Below are 20,225 nucleotides of genomic sequence, written 5' to 3'. Positions count from 1 at the left end.
CCTCACTTCAACGCATTGCTTGCTCATCCGCTTCTTGCAGAAGTCCGATCCAAGCAATCATTCTGCCTGTAGCACCGCCTTCTTTTCGATGAGAAAAGAACTGATCAGTGTTACAACTCGTACATAACTGTGATACTTCGATATGGGACGACAAAATTCCTGCTTGGCGCAACAATTTTCGGTTCAATTCTTGCAAATTCAGCATATACTTGCCGTTTTCTTTGGCAACCAGTATAGGAGCCCCCTCTTCGGGTGCATCTAGAGTTCCCTCAAGCACTTCTTGCACTCGACTGGCTACCACTGTATCCACCTCATAGCAGCACGCCCCAATGGATGGTCCGATGGCCGCATAAATGTCAGACGGCTGACTACCAAAAGTATGTGTCATTAAGGATATTGTAGCCATGGAAATGTTTAGCACGGTCCCTTTCCAGCCGGCATGGGCTAACCCGACAACACGCTGAACAGGATCATAGAAATACAAAGGTACGCAATCGGCAAACTGTGCGCATAGCACAATCCCCCGCTCCTTCGTGATGAACCCATCCTTGGCCTGAATAGCCTCTACTCTGGATGTACGGCCTCTCCCTCTATCCTGAGCGCTTACGACGACAACCTCGTTGCCATGTACTTGCTCTGCGTATGTAAAGGCCTCAAACGGCTGCTCAAGGGCTTCGGCAATTAGTGCACGATTCTTCACTACATGGTCAGATACATCATTAACATGAAGCCCGCAATTAAGTGTCGAAAAGGGCTCCATACTCACCCCTCCATGGCGTGAAGTAAAGCCTGCTGTTATTTCACTAAACTGCTCCAACCAGCTTGCTATCGTAAATAGGACTGGCCTATTCTCATTATCTTGTATAATAAATGGCTCCATCTGTCTCTCTCCCCATACATTCAGTTACTCCTACTTTAGCACAAAACAAAAAGACACACGATATCTGCTCGGCTATCGCGCTTCGCAGCAGCCTTCGCTCGTGTGTCGTACGTCAATTACGGAACTGCCGGTTAAACTCATAAACACCTTCACTGTCATCCGTTTGACGATAGGGACGAGCATCCTCGAGTTTAACGAGTACAACATCAGCGCCGATTTTCACAATATGCTTCCATGGGATGATGACGTCCGTGCCTGAACCAAATAACCCGAAGAACCTGCTTTGATTTGGTACAACAATGGATTCAATTCGGCCTTGGCGCAAATCAAGCTCCAAATCACTGATTTGGCCGAGCTTTTTGCCATCTACAATGTTGATTACATCCTTCGTCTGAAAATCAGATATTTTCATGAGGCTGCTCACCACGAATCTCAATAGATTTTAACTGATTTTGTACTAGTATATGTGCGGAGTGGGCAAAATGTCCTGAAACTTAAAAAAAGACCTTCACGGCTTGTCACAGCCGATCCGGTCTTTATGTAATAACTTACGATTTCACATGTTTTTGCATCTGGCATATGGCTGACTTCTCAAGTCTGGATACTTGCGCTTGTGAAATGCCAATCTCATCGGCAACTTCCATTTGTGTTTTCCCTTCAAAAAAGCGCATGGAGAGGATCATCTTCTCTCTGGCATTCAATTTCCGCATCGCTTCCCGCAGGGCAATACCTTCAATCCAGGACATATCCTTATTCCGCTCATCACTGATTTGATCCATCACATAAATCGGATCTCCACCATCATGATAAATCGGCTCAAAAAGGGAAACTGGATCTTGAATAGCATCCAGAGCGAAGACCACATCCTCTTTGGGCACATTAAGCGCTTCGGATATTTCATAAATCGTCGGTTCGCGAGAATTCTGATTCGTCAAACTGTCTCTGACTTGCAAAGCTTTGTAAGCAATATCTCTCAAGGAACGAGAAACGCGAATCGGGTTATTGTCACGTAAGTAGCGGCGTATCTCACCTATAATCATCGGTACAGCATAGGTCGAGAATTTGACATTTTGGCTTAAATCGAAATTATCAATGGCTTTCATCAAACCAATACAACCAACTTGGAAGAGATCGTCCACATACTCTCCGCGATTGTTGAACCGTTGAATCACACTTAGAACCAATCTGAGGTTCCCATTCACCAACTTCTCCCGTGCAGTCCGTTCTTGTTTGGTCTGCAAATCAGAGAACAGCTCACGCATTTCTGCGTTTGTGAGAACAGGCAGTTTGGCGGTATCAACACCACAAATCTCAACTTTATTTCGGGTCACCGTGATTACCTCCCAAGGAGAAACATTACTGTTAATTATCCCCGTGAGTAACCGATTTATTCCTGTCCTTCCCTCTGTCCAGGCACTTGACAAAAGGTCTGCGACTTGCTCCCTCCCGTGACTGCTGAACAAATTCCACATAACCTGCCCAAAAAAAATTTCTTATACCATCTTATTAAATTCCTTGCGAAGCCTTTTAATAATCCGCTTTTCCAATCTGGATATATACGATTGTGAGATACCGAGCAGGTCCGCAACATCCTTCTGTGTTTTTTCTTCGCCGTCTTGCAGGCCGAACCTAAGTTCCATGATGATACGCTCGCGTTCACTAAGCTTATCAAGCGCTTTATGCAGCAACTTGCGATCTACCTGCTCTTCAATGTTACGATAGATCGTATCATTCTCGGTTCCAAGAACATCGGAAAGCAGAAGTTCATTTCCATCCCAATCAATATTCAGCGGTTCATCGAAAGAAACTTCTGTACGAATCTTACTGTTGCGCCGCAGGTACATAAGAATCTCATTTTCGATACAACGTGATGCATAGGTTGCTAATTTTATCTTTTTCTCAGGGTCAAAGGTGTTCACAGCTTTAATCAATCCGATAGCACCGATTGAAACCAAATCCTCGATATTTATCCCTGTATTCTCGAATTTCCTAGCTATATAGACAACCAATCTCAGATTCCGCTCGATCAGCATCGCTCGTATCGCGGCATCCCCAGATGGTAATTTTTCCAATAAGTATTCTTCTTCTTCTCTCGTAAGGGGTGGCGGTAAAGCTTCACTACCACCTATGTAGTAGATTTCCTCTCCTTTAAGACCTAAGAACATTAAAATACGATAATACGCTAGTTGAAAAAGCATTTTCCATTTCAAGAGCATGTTAGTTTCCTCCTAAGAGTTTTCCGTAGGAAAACTTGCGTCGTAAGCGTAAGCTGAGTTTTGCTGTGCAAAACTGACTTCGTAAGCATTTGCCGAGTTTTCCGTAGGAAAACTTGCGTCGTAAGCGTAAGCTGAGTTTTGCGAAAGCAAAACTTTCGTCGATCCAACTGGGTAGCCCATCTATCCATTCTGAAAGCGCTATACTGCGGAAATTAATGCCGGATGAATAATAGCTTGATAGGAGCCGTCACTGCAAAGCTTACCTCCGTCGAGCCCGATAAGCACCTTGCTTGCTTCCGTTTGCGTCTGATTATGGGTAATCACCACCTTATCGGGTTTAATCGCCAGCATGAATTGCGTATTTCGATTCACACCTCGATAAGGAACAAGACGCAATCGATCCTGCCACACAAACTCTTCTTCCCCCAAACCGCTAATGATTTGGTCTACATCGGCTGACCGAATCCGTTCGAGCCACTGGGCAGGAAACACATCGCCCCACTCTGACACTTCCATGACCATCACCGGGGTTCGCGTCAGCGGATCATATAATTGATTCCCCGTATCAATCAATCCTTTGCACGAGGCTGTATAATCACCTACATGAATCGTAATCTCAGCTAAAAAAGTCGTCATCACTTCACGCTGTTTCGTGCTTTGAAACACCGTTTTGAACCACCATAACAAAGGAATCAAGAGAGCAAGGACAAATAGAATACCGCCCATATTCAACTGAAATAAAGCTACACCTGATTGTGTAAATACAATCCCCTTCATCACATCCGATGAGGATGCCAGTACATAATGAATGCCGAACATCCCTCCGGCCACGGCAAAATTCACTAAGAGGAACGTTCCAAGGTTTCTCAGTAAATTTTGTAGAGAACCAAATCCGAAAGCAGTCATAATCATACCGATACAGAACATACATTTCACAGAAAATGTAAATAAAAAAAGAGGCACGGGCAGGAACATGATCACGACATAGGAAGCTCCCAAAAACGACGAACCTACGATTCTCCACCACTTGAACGATATTTTCCGTGTTTTAGCCGTAACAATCAGTATGGCCGCATCCATCAGAAAGTTCAGTAGGAAAATGAGATCCGCATAGACGACCACAATTTCCTCACCTCCATGAGTGATGCTTTTTATCCAATTTCCTGACGAAACTTTAAGGTTCTAAATCAGTATAGGGGAATCTAATTTCAAAGTCTGTCTAAACTTGCTAGTAGGCTATTACTTTTTTTGTCAGTTGACGCGGTGCTGCATTCGCTAGAAAAGTCCTGAAACACAAAAAAACCGAAGCCTCTACATGATGTAGGGCTTCGGTCTCTTTACACAGTTCGTGTAATTATTTGTCGGTATTCCGCCCGCGGTTGCGCAGGAACGTCGGAATATCTAATTGGTCATTGGATGGCTGAGCGCCAAATGGTTTTAAGTTATTCAAGCGGTTATCCGAAGCTGGCGCTTCAGGTTGTCCACTCACAGGACGTTTCACTGTAGCGTGAGAAGGCGGAGCCTTGTGCTCGAAACCAGTAGCGATAACAGTAACCAGAATTTCGTCTTTGAGCTTATCGTCAATAACCGCTCCAAAGATCATATTCACTTCGATATCGGATGCAGATGCTACGATATCAGCTGCTTCGTTGACTTCGTACAAGCTAAGGTTGACACCGCCTGTGATATTCATCAGAACACCACGTGCGCCTTCAATGGAAGTTTCCAGCAAAGGACTGGAAATTGCTTTCTTGGCTGCTTCCGCTGCGCGATTCTCACCCGTTGCGACACCAATCCCCATAAGGGCTGAGCCGCGCTCGGTCATGATCGTTTTGACATCTGCAAAATCCAAATTGATAAGTCCAGGAACCGCGATTAAGTCTGAAATCCCTTGCACACCTTGACGAAGAACATTGTCCGCTTCACGGAAAGCTTCAAGCATTGGCGTTTTCTTATCTACAATCTCTAAGAGACGATCATTCGGAATAATAATCAATGTATCTACTTTTTCCTTCAGAGCAGCAATCCCCTGCTCTGCTTGTAAAGAACGTTTGCGCCCTTCGAACGTAAACGGACGAGTCACAACACCAACCGTTAAAGCGCCTACTTCCTTGGCGATTTCGGCAATAACCGGAGCAGCTCCTGTTCCTGTACCGCCGCCCATTCCTGCTGTTACGAATACCATATCGGCACCGCGAAGCGTATTCAGAATTGTCTCCCTTGACTCTTCTGCCGCCTTCTTACCTACTTCAGGGTTCGCACCTGCGCCAAGACCACGCGTAAGCTTATCCCCAATTTGCAATTTATGCACGGATTTCGCTAAGTGCAAAGCTTGAGCATCCGTATTCACCGTAATAAACTCAACGCCCTTTACACCGTTCTCGATCATCCGATTAACGGCATTGCTTCCGCCGCCACCCACACCAATGACTTTGATTTGAGCCAATTGATCTAAATCCATATCAAATTCAAACATCTGAGTCATATCCCCCTAACTTCGCGTTCACTATATAAATTCACTAAAAAAGTTCTTTACTCGTTCCATAAGACCTGGTTTATTGCTGTCGGAGGATTTTTTTGTAGTCGTTTTTGCAGCCACTTTCTTGGTAAAGCCAGAATTCCTGTTTTTCATATACTTGGAAACGAATTGAATGATACCAACTCCACTTGTATAAGAAGGGTCACGCACCCCAATGAAATCTGGAACAGCAATACGCACTGACGTTGCGAGCTCAGCTTGTGCAATAGCAAGTATACCCGGCATACAGACAGTTCCGCCAGTAAGCACATAACCGCCGGCTAAATCGCCATAACCCAATCGATGCACTTCTGCACGAATCATCTGGAAAATTTCTTCGACGCGGGGTTCAATGATATTCGCAAGGTCCACTTGTGAAAATTCTTTTTCCACATTGCTTCCCATGCGGGTCACTTTAAACACTTGATCAGGCGCTGAATCATCGACGGATGCACAGCCGTATTTCAGCTTTATTTTCTCTGCGATTTCGAGCTGAGTACGGAGGCCAATCGAGATATCATTGCTGATGTACTCGCCGCCAATTTGAATTGTCGATGTTGCCAACAAATTGCCTAGTTCAAAAATAGCGATTGTAGCCGCTCCTGCTCCAATATCAACAAGCACTGTGCCAACCGCTTTCTCATCCTTGGATAGAGCTAACTGTCCAGAGGCCAGTGACATTAGAATAACTCCAGCAACCTTGAGTTCGGATTTCTCCACAACACGGATTAAATTATGTATCCCGGTCTTCGCGCCCGTAATGATGGTCGCTTCAACTTCTAATCGAACGCCAATCATCCCGCGAGGATCGTTAATTCCTTCTTGTCCATCAACCAAATATTGTTTGGGTACGACTCCAATAATTTCACGCTCAGGAGGTAATGCAATGACTCTTGCCGCCTGAATAACACGATCAATATCCTCTTCACCGATCTCTCGGTCTTCATTAGAAACAGCGACAACACCATGACTGGATTGAAGAGCAATATGATTTCCTGAAATTCCAACATAAACCTCAGATATTTGTACGCCAACCATTCGTTCAGCATGATCCACAGCACTGCGAATAGAATTCACAGTTTGATCAATGTCCACGATGGCGCCCTTACGAATACCCTCTGACTCGGCAGATCCCACTCCTATTATATTAATGGTTCCGTTAACAACTTCCCCAATAATAGCACGAACCTTGGATGTACCGATGTCTAAACTAACAATGATGTCATTGTTGCTCAAGCCCTGGCACCTCCTATAACTTTGGTATTAATGTGATTTCCTCACAATATCTTCTGTATTTATTCCACACAAACGCCATATTCCCTCTTTTTTCTACAATTTTTTGCTCAAAAAAATGTTTAACCTGATTAATCAACCACTTGTAAATAGATCTTAATTTTGACTAGTAATTTTCTGGTAAACATATAAAGAGTTGAGAGATGCCTATTTAACCATAAATCTAATTTTAACATTAATTTTCATGATTGAGTAGTCCATTAAAGCGTTTTTTTGTCAAGAAGGCTTTACTGTTTCCTTTGGCGTTGGTTTGGCAGTCGGTTTTGGAGTCGGTTTTGGAGTCGGCTTGCCTCCATCCTTGCTCGAATCAGGACTTGGACTCGAATTGCTGTTCCCAGACTTCTGAGTGGCTGATGCATCCTTATCGCCTTTGGGCTCTTCATTTGGATCAAAAGGAGCGTGATACTCTACTTCTAGCATTTTGATCACACCACTCGTAATGTGGTCCTCTTGTAAGCTTGCAATATAAGCAGGCAAGTTGTCAATTTTCTCAGGCAGATAGGCAATTGTCGTATACACCTCGAACTGCGATCTTGTGTATAACTTGATCTTATCAGGATACGATTCGGATGGATCCGGTTTAATTTCGGAAATATCCGATAGTGCGCTTTCAGGAATCTCTCCCAAAACCTTGCATAACGCCGCTTTATTCGGATCACCATCCGTCCATCCTGTAAGAATAGGCATATCCAGAGGGATGCTGCTCCCGGCAGCAAGCTGAACAACAGCGCCATCAGCAAGAACAGCCTGTTTCTTGCCATCAGCCGCTATTTGGAAAGCTACTTTGGGGAATTCTTCTACGGCAATGCGTATGATGCCTGGAAAATGTTTTTTGACCTCAGCCGATTTAACCATTGGCATGGAAGCAATACGCTGCTGAATCGTGGCTGAGCTTACGGCAAAGAATCGATCTCCTACGGCTATTTGACTAGCTTGTCCAATGGCTTCGGATGTCATTAGTTCATTACCCTGAACCTCAATGGCGCTAACACGGCTCAGTGATGATTGAAAAAAAAGAATAACTAATAGGATCGCAAAAAAGATAAACAAGAAAATAAGCAGCTTCCGATTGGTACGCGCACGTGGCTTAGGTACAGCAGGCAGAGCGGGTACTTTGCGGTCTTCGGACAAGATGGGCACCACCTAATAGTTTCATATAAAGTTTGCTAGAATAAATCTATGTATGATGATTCAATGAAAGCCGTGTATCCCCACCTGTAAGCAGGAAGGGATCCGCGGAAGTCATTCAATGTTCTACTCACTCGGTACGGGGGCTTGGCGATGAACGGAAGCGCCTAACCTGGACAGCATATGTTCAATCCTATCATAACCTCTATCAATATGATGGATTTGCTCAACGATCGTTGTGCCATGCGCAGCCAGACCGGCGATAACAAGTGCGGCGCCAGCACGCAAATCAGTCGCTTCAACCGTTGCTCCATACAATCTTGGAACGCCTCGGATAAAGGCTGAGCTCATATCTACACGGATATCTGCTCCCATTCGGGACAATTCATCGACGTGCTTGAATCTGCCTTCGAAAATCGTTTCTTTCATCACGCTAAGTCCATCTGCTAACGACAGCAGCACCATAACTTGCGATTGAAGATCGGTTGGGAAGGAAGGATGAGGTGACGTTACAATTCGTTCGACTGCCTTCGGTCTTGTCGGGCAGCTTACATGTATTATATCACCGTCCGTAATGATTTGAACACCTGCACGCTTAAGGACGTGAATCACTGAGGTTAAATGTGCCGGATTCACCTTCTCGAGGGTAATATTCCCTTTGGTTGCAGCTGCTGCTACCAGGAAGGTACCAGCCACAATGCGATCAGGTATAATTTCATACGTGCAAGGCGACAAAGACTCTACTCCGCGGATCGTAATCGTATCCGTACCCGCTCCAATGATATCAGCGCCCATGGCATTCAGAAAATTTTGCAAGTCCTGAATCTCCGGCTCACGGGCTGCATTGTAAATCGTTGTGATGCCTTCTGCTCGCACAGCAGCCATCATAATATTTTCCGTCGCACCAACGCTCGGGAAGTCGAGCACAATCTCACTGCCTTGAAGCGAATCAGCTGTACAAACAATTTTATTCGCGAATTCTTCAATGTTGGCTCCAAGAGCCTGCAAACCCTTCAGGTGCAAATCGATTTTACGTTCGCCGATTGCGCAGCCACCAGGTTGATACACGGTGACACTGCCGAATCTCGCGAGCAGCGGACCCATGAGGAAGATGGAAGAACGCATTTGCCCCATCAATTCTTCCGGGATATGTGAGGAATGAGCTGTGGATGTTGTAATGGTTACGGTATGTCCCTGCTGCTCCGCACGACAACCGAGTGCACATAGAATGCGCAGCATGGTGTCGATATCGAGCAAATTAGGAACATTATGCAGAGTATGAGTGCCGCTAGCCAGGATGCAGGCTGCTAAGATTGGTAATGCGGCGTTTTTCGCGCCGTGTATCTGGATGGCTCCCGTAAGAGGTCTTCCACCTTCGATAACGAGCTTCTCCAAAGTTCCACCTCCGATTTACCTCTCACCCATCACCAAAACTTCAGGTACCAGCGAGATTCCGTACTTTTGCAGTACGATCTGCTGGACTTCGCTTATGAGAGTGAGAACGTCCTCGGCTGCAGCATCTCCGGTGTTAACAATGAAATTGGCGTGCAAGGTAGAGATTTCCGCTCCACCGACACGTTTGCCTTTCAAGCCTGCCTCTTCGATAAGTTTAGCTGCGAATCCCCCTTCGGGGTTGCGGAATACGCTTCCTGCGCAAGCTAAGTGGCCAGGTTGCGTGCGTCGACGCCGATCACGGTAAGCCGCCATGGCTCCGGCGATTTCTTTGCGATCTCCAACCTGTAATTCAAAGACAGCTTCCGTTACAATGCCGGGCAGCGTGTGCAGAATGGAATGTCGATAGGCATACTGCAAATCCTCCGCTTGCATCGTGACCAATTCCCCTGTGTCCAGGATGACTTCAGCCTGCTTGAGTATGCGTGACACATCGGACCCGTGAGCCCCTGCATTCATGTAGACGGCGCCTCCCACAGAACCGGGGATGCCAGAAGCAAACTCCAGTCCGGTTAAACCTTCTTTGGCGGCTAGTACGGACAATTTAATGAACGAATAGGAACCACCTGCGTATACGGTCGCACCATCGAAACGCAGTGTTTCGAGTGTAGACCCCAGTTTAATGACGACACCTCTAATCCCTTTGTCACGGATAAGCAGATTGGAACCACGGCCGATAACGGTCCACGGAACGCCGCGTTCATGCAAGAAACGAATAACCGCAGCAACCTGCTCTTTCGTTTGAGGGAGGATCAGACAATCGGCCGGACCTCCGATTCTCCAAGTTGTAAAAGGAGCCAATCGTTCATTCGTTCGAATCTCGCCAATATTTGCTGCCTGTAAGTCGGATATTAACTGTTGCATGGGAAAACCTCCTTCACAGAACATAGGGCGAAAAGATCTTGAAATTGTGCTTCAAGCTCTATAATTTCAATCATACGGACCAAGACGAAGATGGCCGGTCTCCTTTGCTTGGCGCCGTATCAAGCCCGTAGGTGTCTGTCACGGTTATAGTGTAGTTTATGTAAAATCGGATAGAGTGTGACAATCGCCTATACGCTTTAGCAAAATCAAGACGTAAGGCTGTGGGATTCAATCAAGGCAATGATGGATGCTACGGCGTCGTTCACTTTGCGAGACTGCATGACTTCCTGATAAGCCAAACGATTGGCGTAGAGAGCTTCCACATGCGCAGCAAGCGTCTCAGCAGTTAAGTCCTCTTCTTGAAGCACATCGGCATAGCCGGCTTTCTGGAAAGACTTTGCATTCAAGATCTGATCGCCTCGGCTTGCTTGCAAGGATAATGGAATGAGCAGCATCGGCTTTTCCAATACCAGGAACTCATAGATAGACGTAGCGCCCGCTCTGGAAATAACCAGATCCGTCATCGCCAGGACATCCGGCAGTTCCTCGTTCAAATACTCAAATTGTTTATAACCCCGTGTATGAGCATACTCGGAGGCGATGTTCCCTTTTCCGCAAAGATGCACAATCTGAAACTGTGCCAGCAGTCGATCCAAATTGCCGCGTACCGCTTGGTTAATGATTTGTGAGCCCAAGCTCCCGCCCATGACCAGGATAACAGGCTTCTGAGAGTGAAAATCACAAAGCTGGTAGCCACGAGTCGCTTTTCCGTTCAATATATGTTCACGAATCGGCAATCCGGTTAAGACCGCTTTTTCTTTCTGTACATGCTGAAGGGACTCTGGAAACGTCACACATACTTTGGTTGCAAAAGGAATGGAAATTTTGTTGGCAAGTCCCGGTGTCATATCAGACTCATGAATGATCACAGGCACCTTATTCATCCGACTGCCAAGAACGACCGGGACGGAAACGAACCCGCCCTTCGAAAAGACGATGGCGGGCTTCAAGCGACGAAGCAATCTATAAGACTCATACACGCCTTTCATGACTCTGAAAGGGTCCTTGAAATTTTTAAGATCAAAATATCGCCGAAGCTTCCCAGACGAGATGGGGTAAAAGGATACCCCTTCCCGTTCTATGATGTCTTTCTCGATGCCCGTAGCAGAGCCGATATATTTAATTTCCCAACCTAACTGCTCAAGACGATGCATGAGCGCAATGTTGGGGGTCACATGTCCAGCGGAGCCACCTCCGGTGAAGACAATTGTTTTCATTTCCGTGTCACCTCGAATAGCGGGATATATTGAGCAGGATGCCGACCGATGTCAGCATTAGCGTCAGGGAAGACCCTCCTGCACTTATGAATGGCAATGTGATGCCGGTTACCGGAAACATGCCGATAACAACACCGATATTAATAATAACCTGAACTGCAACCATGCCGATAATCCCGACGGCGATCAAGCTGGCAAACGTATCCGGGGCCGTAATAGCTGCCCGCATCCCGCGCCAAACGAGAATCGTAAACAACAGCAGAACCAGCGTTCCGCCAATAAAACCAAGCTCTTCTGCAATAATAGAAAAAATAAAATCGGTTTGCGGCTCTGGCAAATAGCTGTACTTCTGTCTGCTCATTCCTAAGCCAAGTCCAACTAGACCGCCAGGTCCAATCGCATACAAGGATTGAATAGATTGATAACCTGCGCCTAATGGATCCTGCCAAGGGTCCAAGAAGGCCGTAATACGTTTCAAGCGATAGGGAGCTGCAATGACCAGACCAATAAAACCAGCAATCCCTATCATACCTAGATAAGAGAGATGAAGCAATCTCGCTCCGGAAGTGAAAATGATCAACAGGGATGCGCCGACAAGCACAGCGCCGGTACCCAAGTCAGGCTGAAGCATGATAAGACCAAAAGCCAAGCCCATAATCCCTAGCGGGGGCAGCAAGCCTTTCGTGAACAAGGTGATTTTGGACTGCTGCTCAGAGAGCATTTTGGACAAATACAGAATCATCCCGATCTTCATAAACTCGGAAGGCTGAATACCGAAGGCGCCGATCCCAAGCCAGCTTCTGGCCCCGCCTCGAACAACCCCCACTCCGGGAATAAGAACGATAACGAGCATGCCAAAGCAGATAAAAAGAGTGATTTTTGAAATCTTTTTCCAAACTAAGTAATCCACATTCATCGTAAAAAACATGGCAACAACACCCAAAACAGCAAAAATTAATTGCCGTTTCAAGTAATACAGAGAATCGCCGAACTCTCGAAATGCCAGCACACTGCTTGCACTGTAAACCATAATAATACCAATTGTCAGAAGCAACAAGGTTGGAATGATGATCCAAATGTCAGGAGCGGACCGTGATTTACCCATAACAGACACCTCTTTGTGTGTTGTGGGCCTTATCCATGAATCCGTAGGCGAGTGGTCACATGCAACACCCCAAAGGTGGATAAGCCCTACTTAAAGGTTATGCACGGACTCCTTAAACATGCGTCCCCTGTCCTCATAAGAGGGGAACATATCCCAGCTTGCGCAAGCAGGCGACAGCAAGACAATATCGCCAGGTTCACTCATTTGCCAAGCAAGCTGGACGGCTTGTGAAACCGCATCCGCTGCATCCTTAGCAGTATCGACGGTTTGCCTGTAGCTAATCCCTGCCAGCTCGGCAATATGGGCAATTTTCTCTTTCGTTTGACCCAGCGCAACAATCCCTTTGATCCGCTCACGGAAAGTAGGCAGCAATTCCATATAATCCGAGCCTCGATCAAGACCACCTGCAATGAGAATGATCTTCTGATCAAAAACTTCGATTGATTTGATGGAAGCTGCTGCATTCGTGGCTTTGGAATTATTGTAGAAGGTCACACCGTCCAGCTCTTTCACGAGCTCCAGGCGGTGTTCCACGCCTTGAAAGCTTCGAAGCACATCAGCTATGATCTCAAGCTGAACACCCACTGTAAGGGCTGCCGCGGCGGCTGCCAAGGCATTCTCCACATTGAAGCTGCCTGGAATCCCAACTTCGCTGGCTTGCATGAAAGGCACAGCTTGATCCTTGCCATTTGCGTAAATGAGTGCCCCTGTTTTCTCGTCAAAATATACGCCATAAGCTAAGATTTCCTTCATCGAAAAAGGGAACACCTTGGCACGTATAGTCGGAATAAGAGCGCGGCAAACGGCGTCATCCCAATTCAAGATGGCTGTGTCAGCTTCGGTTTGATTAGCGAATATTTTCGCTTTGGACGCAATATAATCGTCCATTGAGCCATGATAGTCCAAATGGGTCTCATACAAATTTAATAATAAGGCAATCTTGGGCCGGAATGAGGTTGTGCCTTTCAGCTGAAAGCTGCTCAGCTCAACGACCATCCAATTCTCAGCCGTCACCTCAGGCGCTGCTTCTGTCAGCGCGCGTCCAATATTCCCCGCCACCACAGGCGACAAGCCTGCTTCGTCCAACATCATGCCAATTAAGGTGGTGGTGGTCGTTTTGCCATTGGAGCCGGTAATGCCAATAATAGGCGCTTCACAGAACTGATAAGCGACTTCAACTTCGGTCACCACTTCGATACCAAGCTCCAATGCCTTGCGAATAGGCTCTACCGAATACGGTATGCCTGGGTTCTTCACGACAAGCGCAACGCCCGCATGAACGATGGAGTCCGGATGATAGCCGCATACAACAGAAATACCCAGAGCCTCCAATTCGTCGGCTTCAGGGCATGCGCTCCGCTCTTTTTTGTCATTAACGGTAACTAGGGCACCTTTTTGGTGAAAAAGCTTAGCTGCAGCGACACCGCTGCGAGCCAAGCCCAAAACAATGACTTCTAGTCCACGATATTCACGCGGATGATTCATCCTCTACAACACCTCATTCATATATAATCCGAGTATCGCCAGCACAAGACCTACGACCCAGAACGTAATAACAACCCGCCATTCCGACCATCCAACCAATTCAAAGTGATGATGAATCGGGCTCATTTTAAACACCCGTTTCCCTCTTGTTTTGAAAGAAACGACCTGGATGACGACAGAAAGAATTTCAATCAGGAAAATACCTCCAACAACCGCTAACAGTAATTCCGCTTTCGTCAAAATCGCAACAGCCACAAGGCCGCCGCCAATTCCGAGCGAACCGGTATCGCCCATGAACACTTTAGCCGGATGAGCATTAAACACAAGAAAGCCCAGCACAGCACCAACCATCGCCGCAGAGAAAATGGCCGCTTCCGGCTGTGTGTTGTTCATAGCAATAACGGTGTACGCTCCGAAGGCAATCGCGCTTGTACCGGCTAACAGACCGTCCAGTCCATCTGTAAAATTAACCGCGTTGGATGCGCCTAACATTAAAATCGCCATTAACGGGAAGTACAGCCAGCCTGGGTTAAAGTGGAACTCTACGAAAGGAATATATAAGTCCGTACTATGACCTTTCATGACTAGCAAATAACAAACAATGGCTGAAATCAATAGTTGTCCAAACAGCTTTTGCTTCGCTGTAAGTCCCAGAGAGCGTTTGAAAATAATTTTGATGTAATCATCGAGAAAGCCTACGAGACCATAGCCTAGTGAAGCAATCAACAAAATGAGCAGGTCTGTATTTTTATCGGCAAAACGAAGGGTAGCCAGTGCCAGCGCCAGTAAAATAATGACACCGCCCATGGTAGGCGTTCCTTGTTTTTTCAAATGGCCTTGCGGGCCATCCTCCCGAATTTGTTGCCCAAATTTCATGCGCCGCAAGATCGGAATGAAAAGCGGCCCCATAATTAGCGCGAGCACGAATGCTACGCCCATTGTTAATAAAATTGCGTTTTCCACGTCGGTTCCCCCTGCTCGTTTCCGCCTTCCGAAAACGATCTACTGTTTCTTCCTTATCGTCAACTCGCTCGCCGATTAAGCGAGCAAAGCTTGCACCACTTGTTCAAGCCTCATGCCGCGTGAGCCTTTCACGAGCACAAGATCATCTTTCTCGGCGAGAGCGGCCAGCTCGGCCGCGAGCTGATCTTTCTCATCGAAGGCGCGAACGTGCCCTTGCGGAAACCGCGCCTCCGCTTCGTCTGCAATGAAGCGGCCCAAACGGCCGAACGTGAAGACGTAATCGACACGTTCGGCATCTATCATCGCACCAATGCCGCGATGAAACTGCTCTTCATTTTCGCCAAGCTCCAGCATATCGCCGAGCACAAGAAACTTGCGACCGAAGCCGCCCAGCTGCTCGGTCAACGTAATCGCCGCCCGCATGGAGGCCGGGCTGGCGTTGTACGCATCGTTAAGCACGGTCAGCCCAGAGGCTGCCGTCTGCTTCTCGATGCGCATGCTCGTCATCTGCAGAGAGCGAAGCCCTGCTGCAATCGCGATTGGCGCGACGCCGAAGGTCTCGCCGATGGCAATGGCCGCTAACGCATTAATGACATTATGCGTACCGAGCAAGGGAACGTACAATTCCGGATAGCCCGGTGAATTGATCTGGAAGTAAGCCCCGTCCGCGTCCATTCGGATATCGGTCGGGAACAGATCATTGCCCGCGCCGCTGCCGAAGCGAATGCGGCGCAGCCCTGCAACCTGCTCCTCAATCGAGCCCAGACCTCGCTCGGCGAGGGCCTGTTCAATCAGCGGCTCATCGCCGTTGTAGACGAGCAGCCCATCCCTGGGCATACCGCTGGCAATCTCGGCCTTCGCCCGCGCGATCTCGTCCCGCGAGCCCAGCTGAAGCAAATGCGACTCGCCGATCATCGTGATGATCGCTGCCTCAGGCTCAGCCAGATCAGACAACAACTCGATCTCGCCTCGCCCGCTCATCCCCATTTCAACCACGGCAAATTGCGTCGTTTCTTCTAACTGGAGCAGCGTAAGCGGCAAGCCGATGTGATTATTCAAATTGCCTTTCGTTTTATGCACCTCATACGTACTGCCCAGAACGGCCGCAACCAAATCTTTCGTCGTCGTTTTACCGTTGCTGCCTGTAATCCCTATTATGCGCACTGACAATTGCTTGCGATAGGCTTTGGCCAATTGCTGCAGGGCTGTCAACGTATCGGCAACACGGATATGAGGAATGCCGATTGGAGCCGCGCCATGACTATCCTGCCACAAAATGGCAGAAGCTCCTTTGGCATATGCTTCTTGCACATACGAATGCCCATCAAAATTTTCACCGATTAAAGGAACAAATAAGCTGCTTGCCTGGATAGAGCGAGTATCTGTGGAAACGCCTGTTACTTGAACAGTTCCCGCTCCCTCTGATACTTCACTCCCCAACATCACTGCGATTTGCTCTAGTGTACGTTGGATCATCGTCCTCTCCCCCTTATCGCAGCCTTAGCCACCAAACGATCGTCGAAATCATGCTTAACCCCCATGATATCCTGATACGTTTCGTGGCCTTTTCCCGCTATCAATATTACATCCTTGGGGCCTGCCCCTTCAATAGCCTTTTGTATCGCTTTTTTGCGATCCACAATGAATTCAGCCTTTTCGGCCGGGTAGTTTACCTCTTGCAAGCCAGGCCGGATGTCGGCAAGAATAGCCTCCGGATCCTCGGTTCGAGGATTGTCGGAAGTCACATATAAATAATCGCTGTAGGCAGCAGTCACTTTCCCCATAATCGGACGCTTCGTTCTGTCACGGTCACCGCCGCACCCAAATACCGTAATGATCTTGCCTTCAGCGAATTCGGAAATCGTTGACAGCGCGTTCTCCAAGCCGTCAGGCGTGTGGGCATAGTCAACCAAGACCAAGTACTCCTGGCCTTCGTCCACAACCTCCATACGTCCCTCAACCACGTTCAAGCTTTCCAAGCTATTGCGGATGGCTTCCAGCGAAATACCCTCAGCCAAAGCCGCAGCAATCGCCCCAAGCGCGTTGTACACATTGAATTTACCGACCAACTTCATTTGAAAATAGGCTTCGCCTGCAAACGAAATTAACTGGAATTCCGTGCCTTTCGCCGACATTCGAATATTCGCTGCTCGTACATCGCACTCCTGATTGATCCCATAGGTAATAATCTGCGCAGCAGTTAATTTGCTAAAAATCACAGAGGCTTCATCATCCGCATTGAGAATGGCATATTGACGCTCAGCAGGATCGCTTGCGAAGCCGTTCCCTAAACGAGAGAACAACAACCCTTTTGCCGCAGCATAGGCTTCCATTGTTTTGTGATAATCCAAATGGTCCTGTGTTAAATTCGTAAAAACCCCCGAACGGAAATGAATCCCCTTGACACGTCCCAGCTCTAAAGCATGACTGGAAACTTCCATCAGGCAATAATCGGTCTTGTGCTCGCACATTTTACGAAAACTGCTTTGCAAATCAACCGCTTCTTGGGTTGTCCGCTCCATTTCGTAATAGTTGTCTCCGATTTTCATCTCAATGGTGCCCATAAGTCCGGTGATAAAGCCTTGGTCTCGCAATATTTTTTCGAGCAAATAGGTAGAAGTCGTTTTACCGTTCGTACCTGTAAAACCTATAATCTTCATTTCTTTGCTCGGATAGCCATAGAAATGGGCAGACAATGCAGCCATGGCATATCTGGCATCTTTGACAACCAACTGCGGGATCGGCAGATCGAGCACTCTTTCCGTAACAAGCGCAGAAGCCCCAAGCGCAATCGCTTTTGGGGCATAATCATGGCCATCTACGGTTAATCCAGGAATACATAGGAATACGTATCCTGGTTTAATTTTACGAGAGTCTGCTTCAATCCCCGTAATTTCTGTTTCAGCATTACCATGGATATGGGTAATGAGCAATGCGGAAGCAAGCTCCTGCAGTTTCATGAGCAACCTCTCCTTACCGGTTTTCTATCTATTATGGACAATTTTATGCAGTTGGAAAAGCAAAACATGTCTACATTCGAAATCTTTTTTGACCGTTCCTCCCCATTTACTGCGGGGGAGGCGTATTGGATAAAAAGATTCGAATCGTTGAGCCTTGATCCACACGCGAGCCTGCCTTAGGCGCTTGACTAATGACATAGTTGCCATTTCCCGACTTCGCCAGCTTAAAATTCATGTTCAGATCTTCTAATATATCATCAACTGACGCTCCAACCAAGTCCGGCACCTCAACAACCGGAATTTCCCCATAACGATACTCTTTATTGAGCTGAGCTTTATCGGGTTCGACCTTCATATATCGGAGTGCGTCAGCCATCATGTTCTTCACTAATGGGGCTGCGATAAGCCCGCCAAACTGTATGCCTTTCGGGTCATCAACAGCAGCATAGATAACAATCTTCGGATTATCTGCCGGCGCAAAGCCGATGAAAGAAACAATATGCTCATCCGGTGAATAACGACCATTAATTACCTTTTGCGCTGTTCCTGTTTTGCCACCGACCCGGTAGCCGTCAATAAAAGCATTTCGTCCTGTCCCCAGAGCCACAACGCTTTCAAGCGCTTCACGGACTTGCTTCGAGGTTCCTTCGGAGATCACATTACGCACCAATTGCGGCTCAACGACATTGACAACCTCGCCCGTATCCGGATTTGTGAACGATTTGGCCACATAAGGCTTAAACAGCTTGCCGCCGTTGATTGCTGCGGATACCGCCGTGATTTGTTGGATTGGCGTTACCGACACCCCTTGACCGAAAGCCGTTGTTGCCAGCTCAACCGGTCCGACTTGTGACGGCTTAAACATAATCCCGTTTTCTTCCCCGCCAAGATCAATCCCTGTCTTCTTCCCAAAACCGAATTTGGAAATATAGTCAAACAACTTCTCCTTGCCTAAGCGCTGCCCCATAACAACGAAACCAGGGTTGCAGGAATTTTGCACCACCTGCAGCATCGTTTCACTGCCATGACCGCCACGCTTCCAGCAGCGCAGCCTAGCTCCGCCAACTTCAATAAAACCAGGGTCAAAAAATTGCTCATTTTTGAGATCGACCTTTTTTTCCTCTAACGCAGCTGCCAGCGTAATGATTTTGAAAGTAGAGCCTGGCTCATACGTTTTCCAGATGGGCAAGTTCCGATTATACGTTTCGCTCGGAAAATCCTTGTAATTGCCTGGTTCATAGGTTGGCCTGCTGCCCATGGCGAGAATTTCGCCATTATTCGGATCCATCATAATGGCGACAACATTTTGCGCTTGGTACTGCACCATCGCTTGATCCAATTCTCTTTCCATCACAGACTGCAGATGACTGTCGATGGTTAATTTCACATTCAGGCCGTCTTTGGGGCTCGTATACGTATCCGTTGTCCCCTCCAGCGTTCTGCCCGCAGCATCCGTCATATAAGAAATATTTCCGGGTATCCCGGTCAATTGGCTGTCATATTTCGCTTCAATCCCCGTAATTCCTTTATCAATTCCAGCGAAGCCAAGAATATGCGCCGCTAAATTGCCGAAGGGGTAGTACCTTTTATTATCTTCTGCGACCACGATGCCGGGAAGATGAAGATTGCGGACTTCCTGCGCCTTTTCAATCGTTATTTTTCGCCCAGCAGGCTTTATATCGACTTGTGAGGTTCTTTTGGTAATTTGCTTAAAGATGTCCTCTTCATTTCCTTGAAGCACTTCTGCAAGCTTCGCTGCGGTACTTCGGGCATCTTGAACCTGAACAGGAATGGCCACAATCGTAGGGGTACTCATACTATAGGTCATCGTAATCCCATTGCGATCCTGAATTTCGCCTCTTTTGGGCGCAAACTCAATCTTCCTTCGCCAACTATCTTCCGCTTTATTCGCCAAGTCTTGTCCAATCCATAGCTGAACGTAAGCCAGACGGATGATAAGTGCACTGAAGATGACGGTGCTAATGATAAGTGCAGTAAACAATCTGCGACGAACGGTAACGTTAGAAACACGCATGAACGTTCAATCTCCCTTCCCAAATAAATCAAGTCATTCCTAACATGAC

The 20,225-nt window shown here is 47.3% G+C and carries 17 protein-coding genes; all 17 read right to left on the bottom strand.

Features of this window, described 5'->3' with window-relative positions; translation table 11 throughout:
- Positions 1-7: 7 nt before the first annotated feature.
- Positions 8-880, bottom strand: a complete 873-nt coding sequence (pgeF, locus tag BC351_RS35665; protein ID WP_079420070.1) for a peptidoglycan editing factor PgeF — start codon at positions 878-880, stop codon at positions 8-10.
- A gap of 112 nt (positions 881-992) precedes the next feature.
- Positions 993-1,292, bottom strand: coding sequence for a YlmC/YmxH family sporulation protein (locus BC351_RS35660; protein WP_079420068.1), 300 nt, complete (start codon positions 1,290-1,292; stop codon positions 993-995).
- A gap of 136 nt (positions 1,293-1,428) precedes the next feature.
- Positions 1,429-2,211, bottom strand: coding sequence for an RNA polymerase sporulation sigma factor SigG (sigG, locus tag BC351_RS35655; RefSeq protein ID WP_079420066.1), 783 nt, complete (start codon positions 2,209-2,211; stop codon positions 1,429-1,431).
- 162 nt (positions 2,212-2,373) lie between these two features.
- Positions 2,374-3,096, bottom strand: coding sequence for an RNA polymerase sporulation sigma factor SigE (gene sigE, locus BC351_RS35650; protein ID WP_079420064.1), 723 nt, complete (start codon positions 3,094-3,096; stop codon positions 2,374-2,376).
- 198 nt (positions 3,097-3,294) lie between these two features.
- Entirely contained in the window at positions 3,295-4,218 is a 924-nt protein-coding gene (gene spoIIGA / locus BC351_RS35645) for a sigma-E processing peptidase SpoIIGA (protein WP_079420061.1), read from the bottom strand.
- A 232-nt stretch (positions 4,219-4,450) separates the two neighbouring features.
- The gene (ftsZ, locus tag BC351_RS35640) at positions 4,451-5,572 is read right to left on the bottom strand and encodes a cell division protein FtsZ (protein ID WP_079420058.1); all 1,122 of its coding nucleotides are present in this window, start codon (positions 5,570-5,572) and stop codon (positions 4,451-4,453) included.
- 30 nt (positions 5,573-5,602) lie between these two features.
- A complete protein-coding gene (gene ftsA / locus BC351_RS35635; RefSeq protein ID WP_079420056.1) occupies positions 5,603-6,850 on the bottom strand; it encodes a cell division protein FtsA in 1,248 nt (415 codons plus the stop codon).
- Positions 6,851-7,123: 273 nt separating this feature from the next.
- Positions 7,124-8,038 carry a cell division protein FtsQ/DivIB gene (locus BC351_RS35630; RefSeq protein ID WP_079420054.1) on the bottom strand — a complete coding sequence of 305 codons (915 nt, stop codon included), beginning with the start codon at positions 8,036-8,038 and terminating at the stop codon, positions 7,124-7,126.
- 123 nt (positions 8,039-8,161) lie between these two features.
- Positions 8,162-9,430, bottom strand: coding sequence for a UDP-N-acetylglucosamine 1-carboxyvinyltransferase (gene murA / locus BC351_RS35625; RefSeq protein ID WP_079420051.1), 1,269 nt, complete (start codon positions 9,428-9,430; stop codon positions 8,162-8,164).
- 15 nt (positions 9,431-9,445) lie between these two features.
- Complete coding sequence (murB, locus tag BC351_RS35620) at positions 9,446-10,351, bottom strand: UDP-N-acetylmuramate dehydrogenase (protein WP_079420048.1); 906 nt, start codon at positions 10,349-10,351, stop codon at positions 9,446-9,448.
- Positions 10,352-10,557: 206 nt separating this feature from the next.
- Complete coding sequence (locus BC351_RS35615; RefSeq protein WP_079420045.1) at positions 10,558-11,628, bottom strand: undecaprenyldiphospho-muramoylpentapeptide beta-N-acetylglucosaminyltransferase; 1,071 nt, start codon at positions 11,626-11,628, stop codon at positions 10,558-10,560.
- Positions 11,629-11,635: 7 nt separating this feature from the next.
- Entirely contained in the window at positions 11,636-12,733 is a 1,098-nt protein-coding gene (gene spoVE, locus BC351_RS35610; RefSeq protein ID WP_079420043.1) for a stage V sporulation protein E, read from the bottom strand.
- Positions 12,734-12,823: 90 nt separating this feature from the next.
- On the bottom strand, positions 12,824-14,218 hold the full coding sequence (gene murD / locus BC351_RS35605; protein ID WP_079420041.1) for a UDP-N-acetylmuramoyl-L-alanine--D-glutamate ligase: 1,395 nt from the start codon (positions 14,216-14,218) through the stop codon (positions 12,824-12,826).
- Between the two features lie 3 nt (positions 14,219-14,221).
- Entirely contained in the window at positions 14,222-15,157 is a 936-nt protein-coding gene (gene mraY, locus BC351_RS35600) for a phospho-N-acetylmuramoyl-pentapeptide-transferase (protein ID WP_144028644.1), read from the bottom strand.
- A gap of 99 nt (positions 15,158-15,256) precedes the next feature.
- Complete coding sequence (locus tag BC351_RS35595) at positions 15,257-16,657, bottom strand: UDP-N-acetylmuramoyl-tripeptide--D-alanyl-D-alanine ligase (protein WP_079420036.1); 1,401 nt, start codon at positions 16,655-16,657, stop codon at positions 15,257-15,259.
- Positions 16,654-18,141, bottom strand: coding sequence for a UDP-N-acetylmuramoyl-L-alanyl-D-glutamate--2,6-diaminopimelate ligase (locus tag BC351_RS35590; RefSeq protein WP_079420034.1), 1,488 nt, complete (start codon positions 18,139-18,141; stop codon positions 16,654-16,656). Before BC351_RS35590 ends, BC351_RS35595 begins: the two co-directional genes overlap by 4 nt.
- Positions 18,142-18,247: 106 nt before the next feature.
- The gene (locus tag BC351_RS35585) at positions 18,248-20,176 is read right to left on the bottom strand and encodes a stage V sporulation protein D (protein ID WP_079420031.1); all 1,929 of its coding nucleotides are present in this window, start codon (positions 20,174-20,176) and stop codon (positions 18,248-18,250) included.
- Between the last annotated feature and the right edge of the window lie 49 nt (positions 20,177-20,225).

Origin of the sequence: Paenibacillus ferrarius (genome assembly GCF_002027705.1) — a bacterium.
GTDB classification, from domain to species: Bacteria; Bacillota; Bacilli; order Paenibacillales; family NBRC-103111; genus Paenibacillus_E; species Paenibacillus_E ferrarius.
This window is presented reverse-complemented; position numbering and strand designations above follow the sequence as displayed.

Excerpts from the sequence above, each read along its gene's own strand:
- pgeF (WP_079420070.1), bottom strand. The coding sequence starts at position 880 with ATGGAGCCATTTATTATACAAGATAATGAGAATAGGCCAGTCCTATTT.
- BC351_RS35660 (WP_079420068.1), bottom strand. The coding sequence starts at position 1,292 with ATGAAAATATCTGATTTTCAGACGAAGGATGTAATCAACATTGTAGAT.
- sigE (WP_079420064.1), bottom strand. The coding sequence starts at position 3,096 with ATGCTCTTGAAATGGAAAATGCTTTTTCAACTAGCGTATTATCGTATT.
- ftsZ (WP_079420058.1), bottom strand. The coding sequence starts at position 5,572 with ATGTTTGAATTTGATATGGATTTAGATCAATTGGCTCAAATCAAAGTC.
- murB (WP_079420048.1), bottom strand. The coding sequence starts at position 10,351 with ATGCAACAGTTAATATCCGACTTACAGGCAGCAAATATTGGCGAGATT.
- BC351_RS35615 (WP_079420045.1), bottom strand. The coding sequence starts at position 11,628 with ATGAAAACAATTGTCTTCACCGGAGGTGGCTCCGCTGGACATGTGACC.
- spoVE (WP_079420043.1), bottom strand. The coding sequence starts at position 12,733 with ATGGGTAAATCACGGTCCGCTCCTGACATTTGGATCATCATTCCAACC.
- murD (WP_079420041.1), bottom strand. The coding sequence starts at position 14,218 with ATGAATCATCCGCGTGAATATCGTGGACTAGAAGTCATTGTTTTGGGC.
- mraY (WP_144028644.1), bottom strand. The coding sequence starts at position 15,157 with ATGGGCGTAGCATTCGTGCTCGCGCTAATTATGGGGCCGCTTTTCATT.
- BC351_RS35595 (WP_079420036.1), bottom strand. The coding sequence starts at position 16,657 with ATGATCCAACGTACACTAGAGCAAATCGCAGTGATGTTGGGGAGTGAA.
- BC351_RS35590 (WP_079420034.1), bottom strand. The coding sequence starts at position 18,141 with ATGAAACTGCAGGAGCTTGCTTCCGCATTGCTCATTACCCATATCCAT.
- BC351_RS35585 (WP_079420031.1), bottom strand. The coding sequence starts at position 20,176 with ATGCGTGTTTCTAACGTTACCGTTCGTCGCAGATTGTTTACTGCACTT.